Genomic DNA, 23419 nt, shown 5'->3' with positions numbered 1-23419 from the left:
ATAGCTCTTTCAAGTTGACTTGGGCTTATGATTACGAAGAAAGCTTTCGTTTGGAAGCGCCAAGTTGGAGGACTTATGGGGAAGCTAGGAGTTATCATCGTAGCAGCGGGCAAAGGTTCACGCATGGGTACAGCAGAAAGCAAACAATACCTGCAACTGGGACAGAAGCCAATTCTGGTACATACCTTGCAATTATTTCAAAACATACATGAAGTGGATGAAATTATTCTCGTTGTTGGTGCAGATGATGTGAATCGCTGTAACGGCTATGTCACGAGCTATGCACTTACGAAGGTAACTTGTGTGCTGGCAGGTGGCGTGGAGCGGCAGGATTCCGTTAGACGAGGTCTCCATGCCTTGCAAGAGGGCACGCAATGGGTGCTTGTGCATGACGGTGTTCGCCCTTTCGTAAGAAAAGAACATATGTTCGAGTGTCTGTCAAAGGCGCAAGAAATAGGAGCAGCGGTCTTAGCCGTTCCCGTCAAAGATACAATTAAAGTTGTGGATGCAGCAGATAAACGCATTCAATCGACACCGGATAGACGAAGCTTGTGGGCCATCCAAACGCCGCAGGCTTTTCGTCTTTCTCTCTTACAGGAGGCGCACGAAAAGGCCCAGCAGGATAAGTTCATGGGGACAGATGACGCGAGTCTAGTTGAGCGTTTAGGCGCAGCGGTACACGTGGTAGAAGGGGACTATTATAATATCAAAATAACGACCCCAGAAGATTTACCTTGGGCAGAATGGATTTTACATAACATAAGGGGAGAGGCATGGGAATGATACGTGTAGGAAATGGATTCGATGTTCATCAATTGGTAGAGGGTCGTAAGTGCATCATTGGAGGCGTAACGATTCCTTATGAAAAAGGGTTGCTAGGGCACTCCGATGCGGACGTCCTGTTGCACGCGATTAGTGACGCGATCTTAGGCGCACTTGGTCTTGGCGATATCGGAAAGCATTTCCCAGATACGGCTGCCGAGTACAAAGATGCGGATAGCTTAGTCTTATTGAAGCGGGTATGGCAATTAGCGAAGGAGAAGGGCTACAAATTGGGGAATGCAGATTCCACGATTATCGCTCAGAAGCCGAAGATGCTGCCTTACATCTCACAGATGGTTGAAATCATCGCAGCGGCACTAGAAGCGGAGCCCGATCAAGTCAACGTGAAAGCCACGACAACGGAACAGCTTGGATTCACGGGGCGAGGCGAGGGAATCGCGGCACAATCGGTTGTTTGTTTAATTCGCGATGTGATAAAATAGCAGATATTCATGCATGGAAGAAAAGGGGATACAACGATGAGTAAGCCTTTACGCGTGCGTTATGCACCTAGTCCGACTGGACATTTACATATTGGCGGTGCCCGTACGGCACTATTTGATTATCTATTAGCACGTAAGAACGGCGGCGCATTTGTTGTGCGCTTTGAAGATACGGATCAAACGCGCCATAAGGAGTCTGGTATCGAAGACCAGTTGAATGGTCTGAGATGGCTTGGCCTAGAATGGGATGAAAGTGTGGATATCGGAGGCCCTTACGGTCCTTACCGTCAGATGGAGAGACTTGATATCTACAAGACTTACCTCGATAAGCTGTTACAGAGCGGTCACGCCTATGGCTGTTATTGTTCTGAAGCGGATCTAGAGCAAGAACGCGCTGAGCAAGAGGCTAGCGGGGAAATGGGCGGCTACTCCGGCAAATGCCGTAACTTGACGCCTGAACAAATCACTGCATACCAAGCGGAAGGCCGTGTGCCTTCAACGCGTTTCCGTGTGCCAGCGGATCGCATCATTGCCATCGAAGACAAGGTTCGCGAGCATGTGGAATTCGATTCCAATGGGATTGGTGATTTCATTATTGCGCGCCCAGATGGGATCCCAACATATAACTTTGCCGTTATTGTGGATGATCATTTGATGAAAATCAACTTGGTTATTCGTGGGGAAGAACATCTATCCAATACGCCAAGACAAATCCTAATGTACGAAGCGCTGGATATGCCGATTCCGGAATTTGCCCATTTGGCATTGATTTTGAATCCTGATCGTAAGAAGATGAGTAAACGTGATGAGTCGATCATCCAGTTTATCGAGCAGTACAAAGAGCTTGGTTACTTACCAGAAGCGGTGCTGAACTTTATCGCGCTGCTAGGTTGGTCACCTGGCGGAGAAGAAGAGATGTTCACGAAGGAAGAATTGATCGCGCAGTTTGATCTGGATCGTGTATCCAAGAGCCCGGCTGTGTTTGATATGGATAAATTGAACTGGATGAACAACGCTTATTTGAAAAAGGCTCCGCTTTCCCGCGTTGTGGAGTTGTGCTTGCCACATTTGCGTAAAGCTGGGTATATCCAAGGTGACTTGGATACAGCTGCACAAGCGTGGGTAGAGGCACTAGTTGGCCTCAATCAAGAGAGAATGCGCTTCGCGGCTGAGATCGTGGAATTATCTAGCATTTTCTTCAAAGAAGAACTGGTCATCGACGAAGAAGCATCGGCCGTATTGAAAGAAGAACATGTCCCTGTCGTGTTGACGAGCTTCTTAGCTCAAGTCCAGCAAGCAGAAGCTTTCACGGTTGAAGCGATGCCGGCGCTGCTAAAGGCGGTACAGAAGGAAACAGGCTTCAAAGGGAAGCAGCTGTTCATGTCTGTTCGCTCCGCGTTGACAGGTCAAGTCCATGGACCGGATCTGAATGTATCTCTATTCCTGCTTGGGAAAGAAAAAGTTGTTTCACGTCTTAAGAGCTTATTGTAAAGCGAGTTCCTTTTCGCTATACTTAACTCAATGAAATATGAAATGCCATGATCAGGAGAGTATGGTTAAGTGAGGATTTGTCAGAGAGGATAATCAAGGCCGTGAGGCTTTGGCTGTGAGTTATCCAATCCTTGTAATCAGAAATGCACCTGGGAGCAGCCGCGCCGAATACTCACCGTGAGTAGGGTAGGCGCAGCCGAAACACCCACGTTACGGGTTTGAGTTGGGAGACTTCCGAGTCACCAAGCAGAGTGGAACCGCGATAACCCCGCCTCTGCAGCCTTAGGGCTGCAGGGGCTTTTTTTATTTTTTACCAACATCATTCTAGGCAAGAAGGTGAGCATATGTGGTCAACGATCAAATCTGATATATCCGCCGTATTCGATAACGACCCTGCAGCGCGCAGTTGGTTTGAGGTTGTTTTTACGTATTCGGGACTTCATGCGATTTGGTCGCATCGGATTGGACATTGGTTTTATACAAGAAGGATGTATACTCTGGCACGTATCGTTTCTCAAATAAGCCGGTTTATGACAGGCATCGAAATCCATCCAGGAGCAACGATCGGCAGAAGGTTGTTTATTGATCACGGGATGGGAGTTGTCATCGGGGAAACCTGCGAGATCGGTGACGATGTCATCTTGTATCAAGGAGTAACTTTAGGTGGAACGGGGAAAGAGAAAGGTAAGAGACATCCAACAATTGGCAATAATGTAGTTATTGGTTCCGGTGCCAAAATCCTCGGATCCTTCCTCGTAGGTGAAAACTCACGTATTGGCTCTAATGCGGTTGTGATTCAGGAGGTTCCTTCCAACAGCACAGTCGTCACGATTCCCGCCAAACTGGTGAAGCGAGATGGTGTCCGTGTAAATAGATTAGATCATGGCAATTTGCCCGATCCGATCGTCGATATTTTCCAAGAATTACAGAATCAAATTAATGAGTTGAAATTCCAACTGGAAGAAGAACGGAAGCAGAATGGAGAATTGAGGAGAACATGACACTCAAAGTATACAATACCTTAACGCGCAAGAAGGAAGAGTTTATTCCGATTGAGCCAGGCAAAGTAAAGATGTACGTATGTGGTCCAACCGTATATAACTATATTCATATTGGCAACGGACGTCCTGTTATATTTTTCGACGTGGTTCGCCGTTATTTGGAAACGCAGCAGTATGAAGTAACCTACATTACGAACTTTACCGATGTGGATGATAAAATGATTCGCAAAGCCGAGGAGATGGCGGTTTCCGTGCCAGAACTTGCCGAAACGTTCATCGCGGCTTTCTTAGAAGATATCCAATCTCTAGGTGTTCATGAAGCCACGCTGAATCCGCGTGTAACAGAGAATATTCAAGAAATCATCGAATTCATTGCTGCGCTTGTAGAGAAGGATTTCGCATACGAAGCTCGTGGCGATGTGTATTATAGAACGTCGAAATTCACGGATTACGGCAAACTTTCTAAACAAAATTTGGAAGAGCTGCAGCACGGAATTCGTGTTGAGGTGGATGAGCGTAAAGAGAATCCTCAGGACTTTGTCCTATGGAAAGCGGCGAAACCAGGTGAGATTTATTGGGATAGCCCTTGGGGTCAAGGCCGCCCAGGCTGGCATATTGAGTGCTCCGCGATGGTGCGCAAATATTTGGGTGAAACGATTGATATTCACGGAGGCGGGCAAGATTTAACGTTCCCTCACCATGAATGTGAGATTGCTCAAACCGAGGCGGTAACCGGTCATCCAATGGCCAATTATTGGTTGCATAATGCTTTTCTAAATATTGATAATGAAAAAATGTCGAAATCACTCGGAAATGGTATTTTAATTCGAGATCTAGTTAAACAAATTAAACCGCAAGTATTCCGTTTCTTTATGCTATCCGCGCATTATCGGAATCCGCTTAATTTCAGTGATGAGAGTTTGAAGCAAGCGGCGAATGCGTTGGAACGGATTCAGAATGCTTACGATAATATGAAGCATCGACTTGCTACAGCATCTGCTACTGGCGATGTTGAAGCGGGAATTGCAGATAAACTGCAGGAGATTTCGAAACAATTTGTGGATAAAATGAATGATGATTTCAATACGCCGGATGCGATTACCGCGGTGTTCGATCTTGTTGCGGAAGCTAATTTGTACTTGCAACAGGAGCGGGTGCATGCGGACGCAGTGAAGCTATACATGGAGCAGTTAGAAGCATTCGATAAAACGCTTGGCATTCTTTCGCAACAAGCAGATGAATTGCTGGATGAAGAGATCGAGCAGCTGATCATTGAGCGTACGGAGTCGCGGAAATCGAAGAATTGGGCACGCGCGGATGAAATCCGTGATTTGCTGACGGAGAAAGGGATATTCCTTGAGGATACACCGCAAGGGATACGCTGGCGCCGTAAATGACTGAAATGAACATTGATGCTGCTAACTTGTTTTCGTTCCCGCCATCGAAAAGCCCGCATTTATTAAATCCGCTAGTGCTGGCGTATATTGGGGATGCGGTGTATGAAGTTTACATCCGGCAATATGTCATCTCAGGGGCTAATCATCGCCCGAACCACTTGCACAAGGCTTCAACAGGTTTTGTGTCTGCCAAAGCGCAGTCCAAATTATTGACGGCCTTGATGCCTACATTAACGGAAGAAGAAGTAGACATCGTAAAGCGGGGGCGTAATGCCAAGTCAGGAACGACAGCCAAAAACGCGGATGTGCTGGAATACCGGCACAGTACCGCGTTTGAGTGCTTAATCGGATATTTATATTACAAACAATCCTTTGAGCGATTGAAAGAGATATTAGACTTCGCAATCACGTTTAATGATAAACAGAAATAGACAAGCATTTGCAAGTACTTTTAGGAGGAATTAGGATGGATGAAGACATTATCGGCGGGAAGCACTCCGTATTGGAGGCGCTTCGTGCAGGACGGACGATTAATAAAATATGGATTGCCGAAGGTGCTCAGAAGCAATTCGCAGGACCGATTGTGGCAGAAGCCAAGAATCTAGGTATCATTGTCCAATTTACGGACAAGCGTAAGCTGGATCAAATGGCAGAGGGGCTCCAACATCAAGGCGTCGTTGCACAAGTTGCAGCGTATGCCTACGTGGAAGTTGAGGATATCTTAGCCAAGGCGAAGGCGCTGGGGCAAGAACCGTTCATTTTGATACTAGACGAAATTGAAGATCCGCATAACCTTGGGTCCATTCTGCGTACAGCCGATTGTACGGGGGTTCATGGTGTGATTATACCGAAACGCCGCTCCGTAGGGCTAACAGCAACAGTTTCCAAAACCTCGGCGGGCGCAGTAGAGTATGTGCCGGTTGCACGTGTGACGAATATTTCGCAAACGATTGAGCAACTAAAGGAACAAGGTGTATGGGTTGCAGGTACGGATGTTACTGCTGCTCAAGATGTCTATAAAGCCAACTTTACGATTCCGATTGCTCTAGTTATTGGAAACGAAGGTAAAGGTGTGGGGCGACTCATTAAAGAAAGATGCGACTTCTTAGTCAAGCTGCCGATGGCCGGGCATGTTAATTCGTTGAATGCCTCCGTTGCCGCGGGTGTATTGATGTATGAAGTGGTCAGACAGCGCAATAAGAGCTAAATGGGATGGAACAGATCCTAATTGTAGATGGCTACAACATTATCGGCGCCTGGCCCGAGTTAAGTAAATTAAAGGATACCGATCTTGAAGGTGCGCGTGACGGTCTGATTCATATGCTTGCGGAATTTCAATCTTTTTCGGGTATGAAAGTCTATCTTGTCTTCGATGCCTACATGGTACCTGGACTGGGCAAGAAATATGTGCAGAATAAACTGGCTGTGCTCTATACCAAAGAAAAGGAAACCGCAGATGAGCGAATCGAACGATTGGTTACGAATCTGATGGGAAGGCGTAAGGAAATATTCGTAGCGACATCGGATATGATTGAGCAGCATGTCATATTTGGCAAGGGAGCGCTCCGCATGCCCGCGAAAGAATTGCTAGTGAAAATTAAACAGAATCGTAAAGATGTTCGTGAACGCATTGTACCAGAGACGACAACCAAACGAAATCCGTTCGGAGGCAAGCTGAGTGACGAGATGAAAGCGAAGTTAGAACGATGGCGAAGAGGGGAGTAAATCCTCCAAATGCTAGAAATGGTGGGGTTCCCCGTTGACGGTGTGAGATTTCATCATGTATACTTAACCTAACTTTTATAGTGAAATCTGGGTAGTCTTGCAGGCCGGAGGGATTGTTGGTGAGTGTCGACCTCAAAGAACTGAGAATGTATGATTATGACCTCAAGCCAGATGAAGACATTGTCGAAGCAGTCCGTGAAGGCAGTAGCGAAGCTTTGGAATATCTTATCAACAAATATAAGAATTTCGTACGTGCCAAAGCACGTTCTTATTTTTTGATAGGTGCAGACCGAGAAGATATTGTGCAGGAAGGCATGATAGGTTTATATAAATCTATCCGCGACTTCCGAGGAGACAAGCTTGCTTCATTCAAAGCCTTTGCTGAACTGTGTATCACGCGGCAGATCATCACGGCGATTAAAACAGCAACTCGTCAAAAGCATATTCCTCTTAATTCCTACGTGTCACTGGATAAGCCCATCTATGATGAAGATTCTGATCGTACGCTGCTTGATGTCATTAGCGGTTCCAGGGTCACGGACCCTGAAGAGCTTGTAATTAATCAAGAAGAGTTTACGGGACTTGAAGATAAAATGGGAGAGATTTTAAGTGACTTAGAGCGTAGAGTGCTTATGCTCTATCTCGATGGCAGATCCTATCAAGAAATTGCTGTGGATCTCGATCGCCATGTGAAGTCAATTGACAATGCTCTCCAACGTGTTAAGCGCAAGCTTGAGCGGTATTTAGAAGTCAGAGATTTGTAGAAATGCCCGTGCCGCATGAGCTGTACGGGTGTTTTTCTTTGTTAGTATGTTTAGTAACCCTCGGGAGAGCCTATACTGGTGATACTCTTGCATTTGTGAGACTTCTACCTTGACACTCGGGGGACAGTTGTGATAAAGTGTTTCAGGTAGCCCTAAAAGTCGCTTTCTTTTTGATGCGCTTAGAAGGGCTTTAATTAGAAAGTGTCTGTAGGAGGTGTACATCATGCGGGTCATCATCACATTAGCGTGCACAAATTGCAAACAAAGAAACTATGCATCCACTAAAAATAAGCGCAACAATCCCGACCGTATTGAGTTGAAGAAATATTGCAAATTTTGCAATGAACATACTGCTCATCGCGAGACTAGGTAGTTCTTTGGAGGTGTAGTTTGTGGCGTTCTTGGCTAGAATGAGACAAAGCTTCGGATCCACTTTTTCCTTCTTCACCGACAGTTGGTCAGAACTCAAAAAGGTCAAGTGGCCAAGTCGCAAAGAGATGACTACTTATACGCTTGTCGTTATAGGTACAGTAACTTTTGTTGCTATTTATTTTTTTGTGCTGGATCTAGGAATTTCTGAGTTGCTGCGCCTTGTTTTTAAATAAACAGGACTATAGGTGAATTTATTCATGGAAAAAAGATGGTACGTCGTACATACCTATTCAGGGTATGAGAACAAAGTGAAAGCCAACTTAGAGAAGCGCGTTGAGTCTATGGAAATGACGGACAAGATCTTCCGTGTGCTTGTGCCTATGGAAGAAGAACTGGTAAACAAAGACGGCAAGAAAAAAGTCGTTATGCGTAAAGTTTATCCAGGGTATGTCCTCGTGGAAATGATTCAAACAGACGACTCTTGGTACGTAGTACGTAATACGCCAGGAGTAACTGGATTCGTAGGTTCTACAGGATCTGGCTCTAAACCAACTGCATTATTACCTGAGGAAGTTGAATCGATTCTGAAGCATATGGGAATGGAAGAACCGAAGGAAGTAATTGACTTCGAACTGAAAGAAACCGTACGCGTCAAGGTGGGTCCATTTGCAAACTTTGTTGGCTCTGTCGAAGAGATTATTGCCGATAAGGGTAAACTGAAGGTACATGTCAACATGTTTGGAAGAGAAACGCCGCTTGAGCTCGATTTCGACCAAGTGGAGAAACTCTAGGAACATGACAACCAAAAGGCTCTACCAGGTCTATTCCTTGGGATAGACCTACGTTAGTGGGATCGCATTAGTTTCCTGAATAGCGAGGCTTTGATTCGTCGAAGACTCCTATATTACTGCAAGGAGGTGTCTATCATGGCAAAAAAGGTTATTAAAATCGTGAAGCTACAAGTTCAAGCTGCGAAAGCAAATCCAGCACCACCGATCGGTCCAGCATTGGGTCAAGCAGGTGTGAACATCATGGCTTTCTGTAAAGAGTTTAACGCTCGTACTGCTGATCAAGTTGGTCTAATCATTCCAGTTGAAATCACAGTTTTCGAAGACCGTTCCTTTACATTCATCACTAAAACGCCTCCGGCTGCAGTACTTCTTCGCGTCGTTGCTGGTATCGAAAAAGGATCAGGTGAACCGAACAAGAAGAAAGTTGCAACTGTGAAACGCGCTAAAGTTCGCGAAATCGCTGAACAAAAAATGCCTGACCTAAATGCTGCATCCGTTGAGGCTGCAATGCGTATGGTTGAAGGTACTGCTCGCAGCATGGGAATCGTCATCGAAGATTAATTCCGCAAGGAATGCGACTGTGTAAGCTCGAAGCCTACAGAAGTGTTTTCTACGAAGACATGGAGGTCGCTCGGTGGGAGGATTATCCGCTAATACCACTAAGGAGGATAAATATTATGCCTAAACACGGTAAAAAATACCGCGAAGTAGCTCAGCTTGTAAATGCTGAAACTTTGTACGATCCGTCAGAAGCAATTGAGCTTGTTAAGAAAACAGCTCCTGCTAAATTCGATGAAACTGTAGATGTTGCAGTTCGTCTGGGTGTAGACCCAAGAAAACAAGATCAGGCTGTTCGTGGTGTCGTTGTACTTCCACACGGTACTGGTAAAACAAAACGCGTTCTCGTATTTGCAAAAGGCGAGAAAGCAAAAGAGGCTGAAGCAGCTGGTGCAGATTTTGTTGGTGATGCAGACATGATCAACAAAATTCAACAAGGTTGGTTCGAGTTCGATGTTTGCGTAGCTACTCCGGACATGATGAGCGAAGTTGGTAAACTGGGTCGTATCCTCGGGGGTAAAGGTCTTATGCCGAACCCAAAAGCAGGAACAGTTACTTTCGACGTTACCAAAGCTGTTCAAGAGATCAAAGCTGGTAAAATCGAATACCGTCTTGATAAAGCAGGTCAAATCCATGCTCCACTTGGTAAAGTATCTTTCGATGCAGACAAGTTGAACGAAAACTTCAAAGCATTGGTTGATGCACTTGTTCGTGCGAAACCAGCAGCGGCTAAAGGTGTTTACCTTAAGAACATTGCTGTATCGTCCACAATGGGTCCAAGCGTACGTGTGAACCTGTCATCCTTTAGATAAGTAAAAGCTTCCAGTTGACTTCGGTTACTGGGCATGATACTCTATCAAAGGTCCTAAAAATGAATATGCAAACCGTAGACAGTAGGTGCTGAATAGCTTAATTTCCTACCGAGGTGTTATGATATATATAACGATTTCTTTGTACATCAGGGAAAAAGTGAACACATCATGCCTTCGTAGCGTCTACGAAGGCATTTCTTATTCATAGATAAGAAATGCTAATGCTCCTACTGTTTGCGATCTTGAAAGATAAATGCATAAGAAGTGAGGTGTACTATGGCAAACGCGAAAATTCTTGCAGAGAAAGAACAAGCTGTGGCTGAAGTAACTGAGAAGTTTAAAGCTAGCACTTGTACAATCGTAGCAGATTACCGTGGTTTGAACGTAGCTCAAGTAACTCAGCTGCGCAAAAGCTTACGTGAAGCTGGTATCGAATTTACAGTTCTCAAGAACTCCCTAGCGAGACGCGCAACGGCTAACGCTGAACTGACTGGGTTGGATGAGTTCCTAACGGGACCAACAGCTATTGCTTTCAGCAAAGACGATGTAATCTCTCCAGCTAAAATCTTGACTGAATTTGCGAAAAAGAACGATAAACTTAGCGTGAAAGCTGGCGTGGTCGAAGGCCGCGTAGTTGGATCCGCTGAAATCAAAGCACTTGCAGAACTTCCATCCAGAGATGGTCTTCTCTCCATGTTGCTTAGCGTTCTTCAAGCTCCAGTTCGTAACTTTGCTCTTGCTGTTAAAGCAGTTGCAGAGAAAAAAGAAGCTGAAGGTCAAGCTTAATTTCAATGTACTAAATGTTTTACAAACAAAAAAACTAATTTATTAATGATAATGGAGGTTTAACCATGAGCACAAATGCAACGATCCTAGAAGCAATCAAAGGCATGACAATCTTGGAATTGAACGACCTGGTTAAAGCAATTGAAGAAGAGTTTGGCGTAACAGCAGCAGCTCCAGTAGCAGCAGGCGGCGGCGCAGCAGTAGCAGTTGAAGAAGCTCAAACTGAGTTTGATGTTATCTTGACAAGCGCTGGCGCATCCAAAATCAACGTAATCAAAGTAGTTCGCGAAATCACAGGTCTTGGCCTGAAAGAAGCGAAAGACCTTGTTGACGGAGCTCCAAAAGCAGTTAAAGAAAAAGTTAGCCAAGAAGAAGCAGACGCTGTTAAAGCTAAGCTTACTGAAGCTGGCGCTTCCGTAGAAGTTAAGTAATTTCTTTTTCTTAGGAAACCTCTTGAAGCTTGACTTCAAGGGGTTTTTTTCAACATATAAGTATGTATAGTTTCACAGGATATGAACGGCGCGTTGCCGTTTGTTGTGCCTAAGTTTGTACCCTTAGGAAAGCCTTAGAAACGCACGTGGTTATTTGTTTTTCCTATAGGTAGAAAAGGAGGGAATTCAAACGTGTCAGAGCATTACTACACACAAAGGCCGACCGTAAAGAGTGATGTCCATACAACGCAGGAAATACTTCGTGGTAAGACATTTACTTTTCTAACGGATGCGGGTGTGTTTTCGAAAAAAGGTGTCGATTATGGAAGTAAGCATTTAATAGAAACGATGGAACTATCGGAAGATGATAGTGTTCTCGATGTGGGCTGTGGCTATGGGCCGATGGGACTAAGTGCAGCGGTGATGTGTCCGAAAGGGCATGTGACAATGGTCGACATCAATGAAAGAGCAGTCGAACTTTCGGTGGAGAATGCGCGGCGAAATGGTATTACCAATGTCACCATTCTACAGAGTGATCTGTTAGAACAGGTGAAAGATAAGCAGTTTGACGCTGTTCTGACCAATCCGCCAATTCGTGCGGGGAAAGAAACGGTTCATAAAATTTTTGTGGATGCTTACGATTGTTTGAAAGATGGAGGTTCCCTGTGGGTTGTTATCCAGAAGAAGCAAGGAGCGCCATCGGCAGTGAAGAAGCTGGAAACCATGTATAGCGAAGTGGTGGAGGTTTCGAAGGACAAAGGTTACCGTATTCTTAAAGCAACGAAGTAAGTCTCTTGCGAATATACGTGGGAATTTGTTTGACTTGACATTTCAAATGTGATATTATTAAAAAATGTCAGTATTAAGATGGGACACATGTCTTTAGTTAGTAAAAATGTCAAGTCTTTTTTTCAGCCGTTATGCATAAAATTCGAACCTGTAACGTATAATGTTTGAATTTTGGGAAATTCTAACAGGATGGGAAGAAAATCTTGATAAAGTTATTGAATACAGAAAAAAACCTTCATCCATACAGTCGCTTAATTCGGACGGGCTCCACTAACGGAGGCGTCCTGAGTGTACGTCGGTCGAAGTTTTTCTTCTTTCTTTTTATTTATTGAGTAGAGTTGAGGGGTGAATGAAAGTTGGCGGGACATCTTGTTCAATTTGGACGACGTAAACGCAGGACTTATGCACGAATTAATGAGGTTCTGGGCATTCCAAACCTGATTGAAATCCAGCAAAAATCGTATGAGTGGTTTTTGGAAGAGGGACTTCGTGAGATGTTTCAGGATATCTCCCCGATTCAGGATTTTACAGGGAACCTAGTACTGGAGTTCATTGACTATAGCTTAGGCGATCCTAAGTATTCCGTTGATGAGTCCAAAGAACGCGACGTAACGTATGCGGCGCCGTTAAGAGTCAAAGTCCGTTTGATTAATAAGGAAACCGGTGAGGTCAAGGAACAAGAAGTGTTCATGGGGGATTTCCCTATTATGACTGATACGGGAACGTTCATTATTAACGGTGCGGAGCGTGTAATCGTCTCCCAGCTCGTTCGTTCTCCCAGTGTTTATTATAGCACGAAAGTGGATAAAAACGGCAAAAAAACTTACACAGCTACAGTGATTCCTAACCGTGGAGCATGGCTGGAACTTGAGACAGATGCGAAAGATATCATCTATGTTCGTATTGATCGCACGCGTAAAATTCCTGTTACCGTATTGCTTCGTTCATTAGGATTTGGTACGGATGCTGAGATTCTAGATTTGCTTGGCGATAACGAATATATTCGTAACACGCTAGATAAAGATAACACGGATTCTACGGAAAAAGCGTTAATCGAAATCTACGAGCGTCTTCGTCCAGGTGAGCCGCCTACGCTTGATAATGCAAGAAGCTTGATCGTTGCTCGTTTCTTTGATCCGAAGCGTTATGATTTGGCAAACGTAGGTCGCTACAAAATCAATAAAAAATTACACATCAAAAACCGCTTGTTCAATCAACGTTTGGCTGAAACTTTGATAGATTCCGAAACGGGAGAAATCATTGCTGAAGCTGGACAGTTATTGGATCGTCGTGTGCTAGATGAAATCCTACCTTTTATTGAAAAAGGTGCAGGATATAAAGAGTTTACGATTCCTAAAGGTGTAACTGGCGCGGATACAATCCCGGTTCAGTGCATTAATGTTTACTCGCCAACAGAAGAAGGCAAGGTAGTTAAGGTTATTTCTAACGGTGTTATTGATAAAGCCGTCAAAAACATCACGCCTGCCGATATCATCTCTTCCATTAACTACTTTATTAACTTACTGCATGGTATTGGAAATACGGATGATATTGACCATCTTGGTAACCGTCGACTTCGTTCTGTAGGTGAATTGCTTCAAAATCAATTCCGTATCGGTCTTTCCCGTATGGAACGTGTTGTTCGTGAGCGTATGTCGATTCAAGACGCTAACGTGATTACGCCGCAAGCGTTGATCAACATTCGTCCTGTTATCGCATCAATCAAAGAGTTCTTTGGTAGCTCCCAACTTTCTCAGTTTATGGACCAAACGAATCCGCTTGCTGAATTGACGCATAAGAGACGTCTGTCTGCACTCGGACCCGGCGGTTTGACGAGAGAGCGCGCAGGGATGGAAGTTCGTGACGTGCATCACTCTCACTATGGCCGTATGTGTCCAATTGAGACGCCTGAGGGACCGAATATTGGTCTGATCAACTCCTTGTCTACATTCGCTCGTATTAACGAGTATGGCTTCATTGAAGCTCCATACCGTTGGGTAGATCCGAAGACAGGTTTGGTTACTGACCAAATTGCTTACCTGACTGCAGATGAAGAGGATAACTATGTTATCGCGCAAGCGAATGCGAAATTGACGGAAGAAAACAAATTCGTCGAAGATGCGATTATCGTTCGTTACAAAGATGACAACTTAACACTTCCGGTTGAACGTGTCGACTACATGGACGTTTCTCCGAAACAGGTTGTTTCTGTCGCAACAGCGTTAATTCCGTTCCTTGAAAACGATGACTCCAACCGTGCGTTAATGGGTTCCAACATGCAGCGTCAAGCAGTTCCACTTCTTATCCCTAAAGCTCCGCTAGTAGGTACAGGAATGGAGCACAAGGTTGCAAAGGACTCAGGAGTATGTATTGTCTCCAAATTTGATGGAATTATTGAGAAGGCTGCTGCGAATGAAATTTGGTTACGTCGCCAAGAAATGGTTGATGGCAAGCTAGTCAGCGGCAACATCGTGAAATATAAGCTTCACAAATTTATGCGTTCTAACCAAGGTACGTGCATTAATCAACGTCCGATTGTTAAAAAAGGTCAATTGATTAAAGCTGGCGATATTCTTGCTGATGGACCATCTACAGAACAAGGCGAATTGGCGCTTGGGCGTAACGTAGTCGTAGCTTTCATGACTTGGGAAGGTTACAACTATGAGGATGCGATCTTGCTAAGCCAAAAGCTTGTTAAAGAAGATGTGTACACCTCCATTCATATCGAGGAATACGAGTCTGAAGCTCGTGATACGAAGCTTGGACCTGAAGAAATTACTCGCGATATCCCGAACGTAGGGGAAGACGCACTTAAGAATCTTGATGAGCGCGGAATCATCCGTGTCGGTGCAGAAATTGGCGCTGGCGATATCCTCGTTGGTAAAGTAACACCGAAGGGTGTGACAGAGCTGACGGCGGAAGAAAGATTGCTACACGCGATCTTCGGTGAGAAGGCTCGTGAGGTTCGTGACACGTCCCTACGCGTACCGCATGGTACAGATGGTATCGTTGTTGATGTGAAAGTATTTACGCGTGAGAACGGCGATGAGCTGCCTCCAGGTGTAAACCAACTCGTTCGTGTCTATATTGCTCAAAAACGGAAAATTTCCGAAGGCGACAAAATGGCGGGACGTCATGGTAACAAAGGGGTAGTTGCACGTATTCTCCCTGAAGAAGATATGCCTTTCCTTCCGGATGGTACACCGGTTGAAGTCGTTCTGAATCCACTAGGGGTTCCTTCCCGGATGAACATCGGTCAAGTACTTGAAGTTCACTTAGGTATGGCTTCCAAGTATTTAGGTATTCACGCTGCAACACCAGTATTCGATGGAGCGCGTGAGTATGACGTATTTGATGCCATGGAAGAAGCAGGTATGCAACGTAGCGGTAAAACGATTCTGTATGATGGTCGTACAGGTGAGTCCTTCGAACGTGAAGTAACCGTTGGCGTTATGTACATGATCAAATTGGCACACATGGTTGACGATAAAATCCATGCCCGTTCCACAGGACCTTACTCCCTTGTTACTCAACAGCCGCTGGGTGGTAAAGCGCAGTTCGGTGGACAACGTTTCGGGGAGATGGAAGTATGGGCACTCGAGGCTTATGGAGCTGCTTATACATTGCAAGAAATTCTTACCGTTAAGTCAGATGACGTTGTGGGCCGTGTGAAAACGTACGAATCCATTGTCAAAGGCGAGAACGTTCCAGAACCAGGCGTTCCGGAATCCTTCAAAGTTTTGATCAAAGAGCTTCAAAGTTTAGGTATGGATGTTAAGATCCTGTCTGGCGACGAAGAAGAGATCGAAATGCGTGAAGCTGATGACGACGACGAAGTGACAAGCGATAAATTAAACCTAAACATCGAGGGCTCCGAGCTTGGGGTCAACGAATAGTAACATAGCTTTAGAACGAGAACGATTCACTGTAAAGTGGGTTTAAATTTCTTAAAGGAGGGTTGCTCCTTGATGGACGTTAACAACTTCGAGTTTATGAAAATCGGCTTGGCATCACCCGATAAAATTCGCTCTTGGTCCCGTGGGGAAGTAAAGAAGCCGGAAACGATTAACTACAGAACCTTAAAACCTGAGAAAGAAGGTCTTTTCTGTGAAAAGATCTTCGGACCTACGAAAGATTGGGAATGTCATTGCGGTAAGTACAAACGCGTTCGTTATAAAGGCGTGGTTTGTGACCGTTGTGGCGTTGAAGTAACCCGTCAAAAAGTACGTCGTGAACGCATGGGGCACATTGAACTTGCTGCTCCTGTTTCACACATTTGGTACTTCAAAGGGATTCCTAGCCGTATGGGTCTTGCACTAGATATGTCTCCAAGATCCTTGGAAGAAATTATCTACTTCGCATCGTACGTAGTAACGGATCCAGGTGATACACCACTTGAGAAGAAGCAACTATTGTCTGAGAAAGAATACCGTAGCTATCGTGAGAAATACGGCTATGCTTTCCAAGCAGGCATGGGTGCGGAAGCTGTCAAAAAGCTGCTTATCGATATTGATATCGAACGCGAAGTAGACACACTCAAAGAAGAACTCAAAACTGCACAAGGTCAACGTCGTAATCGTGCGATTAAGCGTTTGGAAGTTATGGAAGCATTCCGTAACTCGAAGAACTTGCCTGGTTGGATGGTACTGGATGTACTGCCAGTTATCCCGCCTGAGCTTCGCCCGATGGTACAACTTGATGGTGGTCGTTTTGCGACATCCGATTTGAATGATCTCTATCGCCGTGTTATTAACCGTAACAACCGTCTGAAGAGATTGCTCGACCTAGGCGCACCGGATATCATTGTTCAAAATGAGAAACGGATGCTTCAAGAAGCGGTTGATGCATTGATCGATAACGGTCGTCGCGGCCGTCCAGTAACAGGTCCGGGTAACCGTCCTTTGAAATCCCTCAGCCATATGCTGAAAGGTAAACAAGGTCGTTTCCGTCAGAACTTGCTCGGTAAACGTGTTGACTACTCTGGTCGTTCCGTTATCGTAGTAGGACCTAACCTGAAGATGTACCAATGTGGTCTTCCGAAGGAAATGGCACTTGAATTGTTCAAGCCTTTCGTTATGAAAGAGCTTGTGAATAAAGGTTTGGCTCATAACATCAAGAGTGCGAAACGTAAAGTTGAGCGCGTAAGTCCAGATGTTTGGGATGTTCTTGAAGAAGTCATTAAGGAGCACCCGGTTCTTCTGAACCGTGCACCGACGTTGCATAGATTGGGTATTCAAGCTTTTGAACCGATTCTGGTTGAAGGCCGCGCTATTAAACTTCACCCGCTTGTATGTACAGCTTACAACGCTGACTTCGACGGTGACCAAATGGCCGTTCACGTTCCATTGTCCTCAGAAGCGCAAGCTGAAGCTCGTTTGCTCATGTTGGCATCGGGGAACATTTTGAATCCGAAAGACGGTAAGCCGGTTGTTACACCTTCACAGGATATGGTTCTGGGAAGTTTCTACTTAACAACGGATAACAAATTCGCTAAAGGTGCTGGTTCTATCATTAGAACCGTTCATGAAGCAGTTTCTTCCTACCAATCGGGTAAAATGGCACTGCACGCACGTGTAGCTATCCCTGCTAAAGCATTGAACAAAACAAGTTTCACAGAGAAACAACAAAACGCTATGTTGATTACTACGATTGGTAAAATCATTATGAATGAAATCTATCCTGCTGATTTCCCATTCATCAATGAGCCGACCAAAACCAACCTCTTGAATGGTATTCCAGATGCCCACTTCGTATTTGAAAAAGGTGCAGATCTGAAAGCAATCATGTTGGAACGTGATGAGAACAAAGCGGTAGGTAAAGAGTATTTAGGATCGATTATTGCTGAGTGTTTCCGTAAGTACCACACAACGCAAACTTCGATGATTCTTGATAAAATTAAAGAGCTTGGATTCACGTATTCAACGAAAGCAGGTATTACCGTAGCTGTCTCTGACGTTGTAGTTCCAACTGAAAAAGTAGCAATCCTGAAGGAATGTGAAGAGAAAGTACGCGTAGTTACGAACCAGTACCGTCGTGGTTTGATTACAGATGAAGAGCGTTATGACCGCGTCATTGCGATCTGGAGTAAAGCGAAGGATGAAATCACTGAGATTTTGATGAAATCCCTAGATAAATACAACTCTATCTCCATGATGGTTGAATCCAAAGCACGGGGTAACAAATCACAGATTACACAGCTTGGCGGTATGCGTGGTTTGATGGCGAATCCATCCGGTAAAATTATGGAGTTGCCGATTAAATCGAACTTCCGTGAAGGTTTGACAATCTTAGAATACTTTATTTCCACGCACGGAGCGCGTAAAGGTCTTGCCGATACAGCACTTCGTACAGCGGATTCCGGTTACTTGACTCGTCGTCTCGTTGACGTAGCACAAGATGTTATCGTTCGTGAAGACGATTGTGGAACAGATAAAGGCTTTATGGTTAGCAAAATTCAAGACGGTAAAGAGGTTATTGAGGATCTCTACGATCGTATTGAAGGGCGCTACGCCTATGAAACGCTTCGTCATCCACAAACAGGTGAAGTGATTGTACAACGTAATGAGCTTATTGAATCTGGTATTGCAGATCGTATTATTGAAGCAGGTATCGAGAAACTTCAAATTCGTTCTGTACTTAGCTGCCGCACCAATCATGGTGTTTGTAAGAAATGTTATGGTCGTAACTTGGCTACTGGTCAATTCGTTGAGGTTGGTGAGGCAGTTGGTATTATTGCCGCTCAATCCATTGGTGAGCCAGGAACACAGTTGACGATGCGTACGTTCCATACCGGTGGTGTTGCCGGAGACGATATCACACAAGGTTTGCCGCGTATTCAAGAGCTCTTTGAAGCACGTAATCCGAAAGGTCAAGCGATCATTTCCGAAATCGACGGTGTCGTTAAGGAAATTCGTGAAGCTAAGGATCGTCGTGAAATTGAAGTTCAAGGTGAAGCGGAATCCAAAGTGTATGCAGTTCCTTACGGATCTCGTGTACGTGTTTCGTTGAATCAACAAGTTGAAGCTGGTGACGAGTTGACGGACGGATCTATCGATCCGAAAGAAATGCTCCGTATCAAAGGTATTCGCGGCGTTCAGAACTATATTCTTCAAGAAGTACAACGTGTATATCGTAACCAAGGGGTAGAAATTAACGATAAACATATTGAAGTTATGGTTCGTCAAATGCTACGTAAAATCCGCATCGTAGATGCTGGTGATACAACGCTTCTACCTGGTTCATTTGTTGATATTCATGAGTATGAAGCAGCTAATAAGGTTGCTTTGTTCGCTGGCAATGAGCCTGCGGTTGCTCGTCCAATCTTGCTTGGTATCACAAAAGCTTCCCTTGAAACGGATTCCTTCTTATCAGCAGCGTCTTTCCAAGAGACTACACGTGTCTTGACTGATGCAGCGATTAAGGGGAAAGTCGACCAATTGTTAGGTTTGAAAGAGAATGTTATCATCGGTAAACTGATCCCTGCGGGAACTGGTATGCCAAGATACCGTAACATTCGAATCACGAACCCGAACGAGGTTGTCGTTTTGGATGAAGATTTGGAAAAAGAAACAGTTGCTGTTGAGTAATTGAATATAGAGAAAGAGGTAGCCACTTGATTAGGGGTGCGCTATCTCTTTTTATTTACACAAACGGTTCACGGTTATTGTAGAATTACTTAAACTAGCCCTTGACACTCTCTAATCAAAATGCTAATATATCGTAGTGTGCCTAAGTCGATATTCTTTCCTTTCTTTGAAGGGGGTGCCTAATGTCTTATGAAATAGTCAAACAGGCGAAGAATAGATGTGTAGGCACAAAGAAAGTTACAAAAACAGTCGAGCAAGGTAAAGCGATAGAAGTTTTTGTTTCTAAAGATGCAGATCCGCGATTGACGATAAATCTGGTAGCTCTCTGTACGCAGATGGGTGTGCCTGTAACCTACGTAGATTCTATGAAGATGCTAGGTAAAGCATGTGGAATTGAAGTTGGAGCTGCGGTAGCAGCTGTTGTAAATGAATAAGTGCTAAAGGTGTTTTTGTTAGTGGAAGAAGATTGTGTAAGTTCTCGTGACTTTGACAGCTCTCCATAACAAAGACTTTCTCTTTGCTCATTTATGACTCGCCTGGATCTGTGGGCTTGCAAGAAGCACATCATGTTATGAATGTAGGGAGGAGGTGGCGATATGCCAACAATTAACCAACTAGTACGTAAAGGTCGTCAAGCGAAGGTGGATAAGTCCAAATCACCAGCTTTGCAAAAAGGTTTTAACGCTTTGAAAAGAGAAGCAACGGATTTGAGCGCTCCTCAAAAACGTGGTGTCTGCACGCGTGTAGGTACTATGACTCCTAAGAAGCCTAACTCCGCACTTCGTAAATACGCACGTGTTCGTTTAACGAACCGCGTAGAGGTGACAGCTTATATCCCAGGTATCGGTCACAACCTGCAAGAACACAGTGTTGTATTGATCCGTGGTGGTAGAATTAAAGATCTTCCAGGGGTACGTTATCACATCGTGCGTGGAGCTCTAGATACTTCCGGTGTTAACAACCGTAAGCAATCCCGTTCCAAATACGGTACGAAACGTCCGAAAGTTAAAAAATAAGAGATAATAATCAGGGATGATTCTTATAAGAAAGGGGGATAACTATGCCTCGTAAAGGTCCAGTTACTCGCAGAGACGTATTGCCAGATCCTATTTATAATAGCAAACTAGTTACTCGTCTTATCAATCGTATTATGGTTGATGGAAAAAGAGGGGTAGCACAAACGATTCTATACAACGCTTTTAACCTCGTGAAAGATCGTACAGGTAAAGAGCCGATGGAAGTGTTTGAAGCTGCTATCAAAAACATTATGCCAGTACTAGAAGTTAAAGCTCGCCGTGTTGGTGGAGCAAACTATCAAGTGCCTATCGAAGTTAGACCTGACCGTCGTTCGACATTAGGTTTGCGTTGGTTGGTTAACTATTCCCGTCTTCGCGGTGAGAAGACGATGGAAGAAAGATTGGCTTATGAAATTATCGATGCTAGCAATAGCACTGGTTCTTCCGTTAAGAAACGTGAAGATACACACAAAATGGCTGAAGCTAACAAAGCTTTCGCTCACTACCGTTGGTAGAATTCAAATACAATTAACAGAAAGGAGACATAACGACCTATGGCTAGAGAGTTCTCCTTAAAAAACACACGTAATATCGGGATCATGGCTCATATCGATGCTGGTAAAACGACTACAACAGAGCGTATCTTGTACTACACTGGTAAAGTTCACAAAATCGGAGAAGTGCACGAAGGTGCAGCAACGATGGACTGGATGGAGCAGGAGCAAGAGCGCGGAATCACGATTACGTCCGCCGCTACAACTGCGCAATGGGAAGGTCACCGCATCAATATTATTGATACCCCAGGGCACGTTGACTTTACCGTTGAGGTAGAGCGTTCCCTTCGTGTGTTAGATGGAGCAGTTGGTGTATTTAGCGCGAAAGAGGGCGTTGAACCTCAATCCGAAACAGTTTGGAGACAAGCTGATAAATACAACGTTCCACGTATTGCTTACGTAAACAAAATGGACATCATCGGTGCAGACTTCCTGCAAGTTGTTGAGTCCATGCGTCAAAAACTTGGTGCAAATGCTGTAGCTATTCAACTTCCAATCGGTGCTGAAAGTGATTTCAAAGGAATCATCGATTTGGTTGATGAAGTTGCGTATATGTACAAAGACGATCTTGGTAAGGACATCGAGAAAATCGAAATTCCTGCTGAGTTCAAAGATCAAGTTGCAGAACTTCGTTTGGAACTAATCGAGAAAGTTGCTGAGCTTGATGAAGAGCTTACAATGAAATATCTCGAAGGCGAAGAAATCACTGTTGACGAGATCAAAGCAGCTCTACGTAAAGGTGTCTGCGAAGTGAAAATCTTCCCAGTTATCGTAGGGTCTTCTTACAGAAACAAAGGTGTTCAATTGATGTTGGATGCGGTAATTAATTACCTGCCATCACCACTTGATGTACCTGATATTAAAGGTGTACTTGACGATGGTACTGAAGTGGTTCGTAAGTCTGCTGATGATCAACCTTTCTCAGCGCTTGCATTCAAAATCATGACAGATCCTTTCGTTGGTCGTCTTACGTTCTTCCGTGTTTACTCTGGTACCTTGAACTCCGGTTCCTATGTCTCTAACGCGACAAAAGGCAAACGTGAGCGCGTTGGTCGTATCCTGCAAATGCATGCGAACAGCCGTCAAGAGATCAGCATTGTTTACGCTGGTGACATCGCCGCTGCCGTTGGGTTGAAAGATACAACGACTGGTGATACACTTTGTGATGAGAAAAATCCAGTAATTCTTGAGAAAATGGTCTTCCCTGAACCGGTAATCCAGCTTGCTGTTGAACCGAAGACGAAAGCCGATCAAGATAAAATGGGTATCGCATTGCAAAAACTTGCTGAAGAAGATCCGACTTTCCGTGCTTCCACAGACGAAGAAACAGGACAAACGATCATCGCAGGTATGGGTGAGCTTCACCTTGAGATCTTAGTTGACCGTATGCTTCGTGAGTTCAAAGTAGAAACCAATGTAGGTAAACCGCAAGTTGCTTATCGTGAAACATTCCGCGCGGCAGCTAAAGTTGAAGGTAAATTCGTTCGTCAATCCGGTGGTCGTGGTCAATACGGACATTGTTGGGTTGAGTTTGAACCTCAAGAAGCTGGCACAGGTTTCATTTTCGAAAGCAAAGTAGTGGGCGGATCTATTCCAAGAGAGTACATCGCACCTATTCAAGCTGGTATCGAAGAGTCCATGAAAAACGGTGTAATCGCAGGATTCCCGCTTGTGGATATCAAAGCTACTGTTGTTGATGGATCTTATCATGATGTTGACTCCAATGAAATGGCGTTCAAAATCGCGGGTTCCATGGCGCTTAAAGCTGCAAAAGAAAAATGTAAACCGGTTCTTCTTGAGCCAATCATGAAGGTTGAAGTTACTGTACCAGAAGAGTACATGGGCGATGTTATGGGTGACCTTAACTCCCGTCGTGGACGTATCGAAGGTATGGATAACCGTCATGGCGCGCAAATCATCCGTGCTAAGGTGCCTTTGTCCGAAATGTTTGGATATTCCACAACACTTCGTTCAAGAACACAAGGCCGTGGTGTTTACTCCATGGAACTTTCACATTATGAAGAAGTACCTAAGTCAATTGCAGAAGAAATTATTGCAAAAGGCAAAGGCGCTTAATATAA

The 23419-nt window shown here is 44.5% G+C and carries 23 protein-coding genes and 1 other annotated feature; all 23 genes read left to right on the top strand.

Annotation, left to right across the window (positions count from 1 at the left end):
- The first annotated feature begins 27 nt into the window (after nucleotides 1-27).
- Nucleotides 28-783, top strand: a complete 756-nt coding sequence (gene ispD, locus ACSQ8P_RS33585; RefSeq protein ID WP_436239103.1) for a 2-C-methyl-D-erythritol 4-phosphate cytidylyltransferase — start codon at nucleotides 28-30, stop codon at nucleotides 781-783.
- Nucleotides 780-1265 carry a 2-C-methyl-D-erythritol 2,4-cyclodiphosphate synthase gene (gene ispF / locus ACSQ8P_RS33580; protein ID WP_436239102.1) on the top strand — a complete coding sequence of 162 codons (486 nt, stop codon included), beginning with the start codon at nucleotides 780-782 and terminating at the stop codon, nucleotides 1263-1265. The genes ispD and ispF overlap by 4 nt, the downstream gene beginning before the upstream one ends.
- A gap of 36 nt (nucleotides 1266-1301) precedes the next feature.
- Nucleotides 1302-2756, top strand: a complete 1455-nt coding sequence (gltX, locus tag ACSQ8P_RS33575; protein WP_436239101.1) for a glutamate--tRNA ligase — start codon at nucleotides 1302-1304, stop codon at nucleotides 2754-2756.
- A gap of 344 nt (nucleotides 2757-3100) precedes the next feature.
- On the top strand, nucleotides 3101-3757 hold the full coding sequence (gene cysE / locus ACSQ8P_RS33570) for a serine O-acetyltransferase (RefSeq protein ID WP_436239100.1): 657 nt from the start codon (nucleotides 3101-3103) through the stop codon (nucleotides 3755-3757).
- Nucleotides 3754-5154 carry a cysteine--tRNA ligase gene (gene cysS, locus ACSQ8P_RS33565; RefSeq protein WP_436239099.1) on the top strand — a complete coding sequence of 467 codons (1401 nt, stop codon included), beginning with the start codon at nucleotides 3754-3756 and terminating at the stop codon, nucleotides 5152-5154. The genes cysE and cysS overlap by 4 nt, the downstream gene beginning before the upstream one ends.
- Nucleotides 5151-5585, top strand: a complete 435-nt coding sequence (locus ACSQ8P_RS33560) for a Mini-ribonuclease 3 (RefSeq protein WP_436239098.1) — start codon at nucleotides 5151-5153, stop codon at nucleotides 5583-5585. Before cysS ends, ACSQ8P_RS33560 begins: the two co-directional genes overlap by 4 nt.
- Nucleotides 5586-5620: 35 nt before the next feature.
- On the top strand, nucleotides 5621-6361 hold the full coding sequence (gene rlmB, locus ACSQ8P_RS33555) for a 23S rRNA (guanosine(2251)-2'-O)-methyltransferase RlmB (RefSeq protein WP_056618335.1): 741 nt from the start codon (nucleotides 5621-5623) through the stop codon (nucleotides 6359-6361).
- Between the two features lie 5 nt (nucleotides 6362-6366).
- On the top strand, nucleotides 6367-6879 hold the full coding sequence (locus ACSQ8P_RS33550; protein WP_436239097.1) for an NYN domain-containing protein: 513 nt from the start codon (nucleotides 6367-6369) through the stop codon (nucleotides 6877-6879).
- 119 nt (nucleotides 6880-6998) lie between these two features.
- A complete protein-coding gene (gene sigH, locus ACSQ8P_RS33545; RefSeq protein ID WP_028557511.1) occupies nucleotides 6999-7643 on the top strand; it encodes an RNA polymerase sporulation sigma factor SigH in 645 nt (214 codons plus the stop codon).
- Nucleotides 7644-7866: 223 nt separating this feature from the next.
- Complete coding sequence (gene rpmG / locus ACSQ8P_RS33540; RefSeq protein WP_079418041.1) at nucleotides 7867-8016, top strand: 50S ribosomal protein L33; 150 nt, start codon at nucleotides 7867-7869, stop codon at nucleotides 8014-8016.
- A gap of 19 nt (nucleotides 8017-8035) precedes the next feature.
- On the top strand, nucleotides 8036-8248 hold the full coding sequence (secE, locus tag ACSQ8P_RS33535) for a preprotein translocase subunit SecE (protein ID WP_047683213.1): 213 nt from the start codon (nucleotides 8036-8038) through the stop codon (nucleotides 8246-8248).
- Nucleotides 8249-8272: 24 nt separating this feature from the next.
- Nucleotides 8273-8806, top strand: a complete 534-nt coding sequence (nusG, locus tag ACSQ8P_RS33530) for a transcription termination/antitermination protein NusG (RefSeq protein WP_028557509.1) — start codon at nucleotides 8273-8275, stop codon at nucleotides 8804-8806.
- A 135-nt stretch (nucleotides 8807-8941) separates the two neighbouring features.
- A complete protein-coding gene (gene rplK, locus ACSQ8P_RS33525) occupies nucleotides 8942-9367 on the top strand; it encodes a 50S ribosomal protein L11 (RefSeq protein ID WP_028557508.1) in 426 nt (141 codons plus the stop codon).
- A gap of 116 nt (nucleotides 9368-9483) precedes the next feature.
- Nucleotides 9484-10176 (top strand): 50S ribosomal protein L1, encoded by a 693-nt coding sequence (rplA, locus tag ACSQ8P_RS33520; RefSeq protein WP_028557507.1) that lies wholly within the window; start codon nucleotides 9484-9486, stop codon nucleotides 10174-10176.
- Nucleotides 10177-10230: 54 nt separating this feature from the next.
- Nucleotides 10231-10384, top strand: a sequence feature (ribosomal protein L10 leader region).
- 68 nt (nucleotides 10385-10452) lie between these two features.
- A complete protein-coding gene (rplJ, locus tag ACSQ8P_RS33515; protein ID WP_436239096.1) occupies nucleotides 10453-10962 on the top strand; it encodes a 50S ribosomal protein L10 in 510 nt (169 codons plus the stop codon).
- A 65-nt stretch (nucleotides 10963-11027) separates the two neighbouring features.
- The gene (rplL, locus tag ACSQ8P_RS33510) at nucleotides 11028-11393 is read left to right on the top strand and encodes a 50S ribosomal protein L7/L12 (RefSeq protein ID WP_057313458.1); all 366 of its coding nucleotides are present in this window, start codon (nucleotides 11028-11030) and stop codon (nucleotides 11391-11393) included.
- 192 nt (nucleotides 11394-11585) lie between these two features.
- Nucleotides 11586-12182, top strand: a complete 597-nt coding sequence (locus tag ACSQ8P_RS33505) for a class I SAM-dependent methyltransferase (protein WP_436239095.1) — start codon at nucleotides 11586-11588, stop codon at nucleotides 12180-12182.
- Nucleotides 12183-12538: 356 nt separating this feature from the next.
- Nucleotides 12539-16078 carry a DNA-directed RNA polymerase subunit beta gene (rpoB, locus tag ACSQ8P_RS33500; RefSeq protein WP_436239094.1) on the top strand — a complete coding sequence of 1180 codons (3540 nt, stop codon included), beginning with the start codon at nucleotides 12539-12541 and terminating at the stop codon, nucleotides 16076-16078.
- Between the two features lie 69 nt (nucleotides 16079-16147).
- Nucleotides 16148-19768: a DNA-directed RNA polymerase subunit beta' gene (gene rpoC, locus ACSQ8P_RS33495; protein WP_436239093.1), complete on the top strand. Its 3621-nt coding sequence runs from the start codon at nucleotides 16148-16150 to the stop codon at nucleotides 19766-19768.
- Between the two features lie 182 nt (nucleotides 19769-19950).
- Nucleotides 19951-20202 carry a ribosomal L7Ae/L30e/S12e/Gadd45 family protein gene (locus ACSQ8P_RS33490; protein ID WP_056618306.1) on the top strand — a complete coding sequence of 84 codons (252 nt, stop codon included), beginning with the start codon at nucleotides 19951-19953 and terminating at the stop codon, nucleotides 20200-20202.
- A 162-nt stretch (nucleotides 20203-20364) separates the two neighbouring features.
- Nucleotides 20365-20784, top strand: coding sequence for a 30S ribosomal protein S12 (rpsL, locus tag ACSQ8P_RS33485; RefSeq protein WP_028557500.1), 420 nt, complete (start codon nucleotides 20365-20367; stop codon nucleotides 20782-20784).
- Nucleotides 20785-20828: 44 nt separating this feature from the next.
- Nucleotides 20829-21299, top strand: a complete 471-nt coding sequence (gene rpsG, locus ACSQ8P_RS33480) for a 30S ribosomal protein S7 (RefSeq protein ID WP_028557499.1) — start codon at nucleotides 20829-20831, stop codon at nucleotides 21297-21299.
- Between the two features lie 39 nt (nucleotides 21300-21338).
- Nucleotides 21339-23414: an elongation factor G gene (gene fusA, locus ACSQ8P_RS33475; RefSeq protein WP_056618302.1), complete on the top strand. Its 2076-nt coding sequence runs from the start codon at nucleotides 21339-21341 to the stop codon at nucleotides 23412-23414.
- The last annotated feature ends 5 nt before the right edge of the window (nucleotides 23415-23419 follow it).

Source organism: Paenibacillus sp. LjRoot153, from assembly GCF_964253085.1.
Classification (GTDB): Bacteria; Bacillota; Bacilli; order Paenibacillales; family NBRC-103111; genus Paenibacillus_E.
Note: the sequence above shows the minus strand (reverse complement) of the source record. Positions and strands in the feature narration are given on the sequence as shown.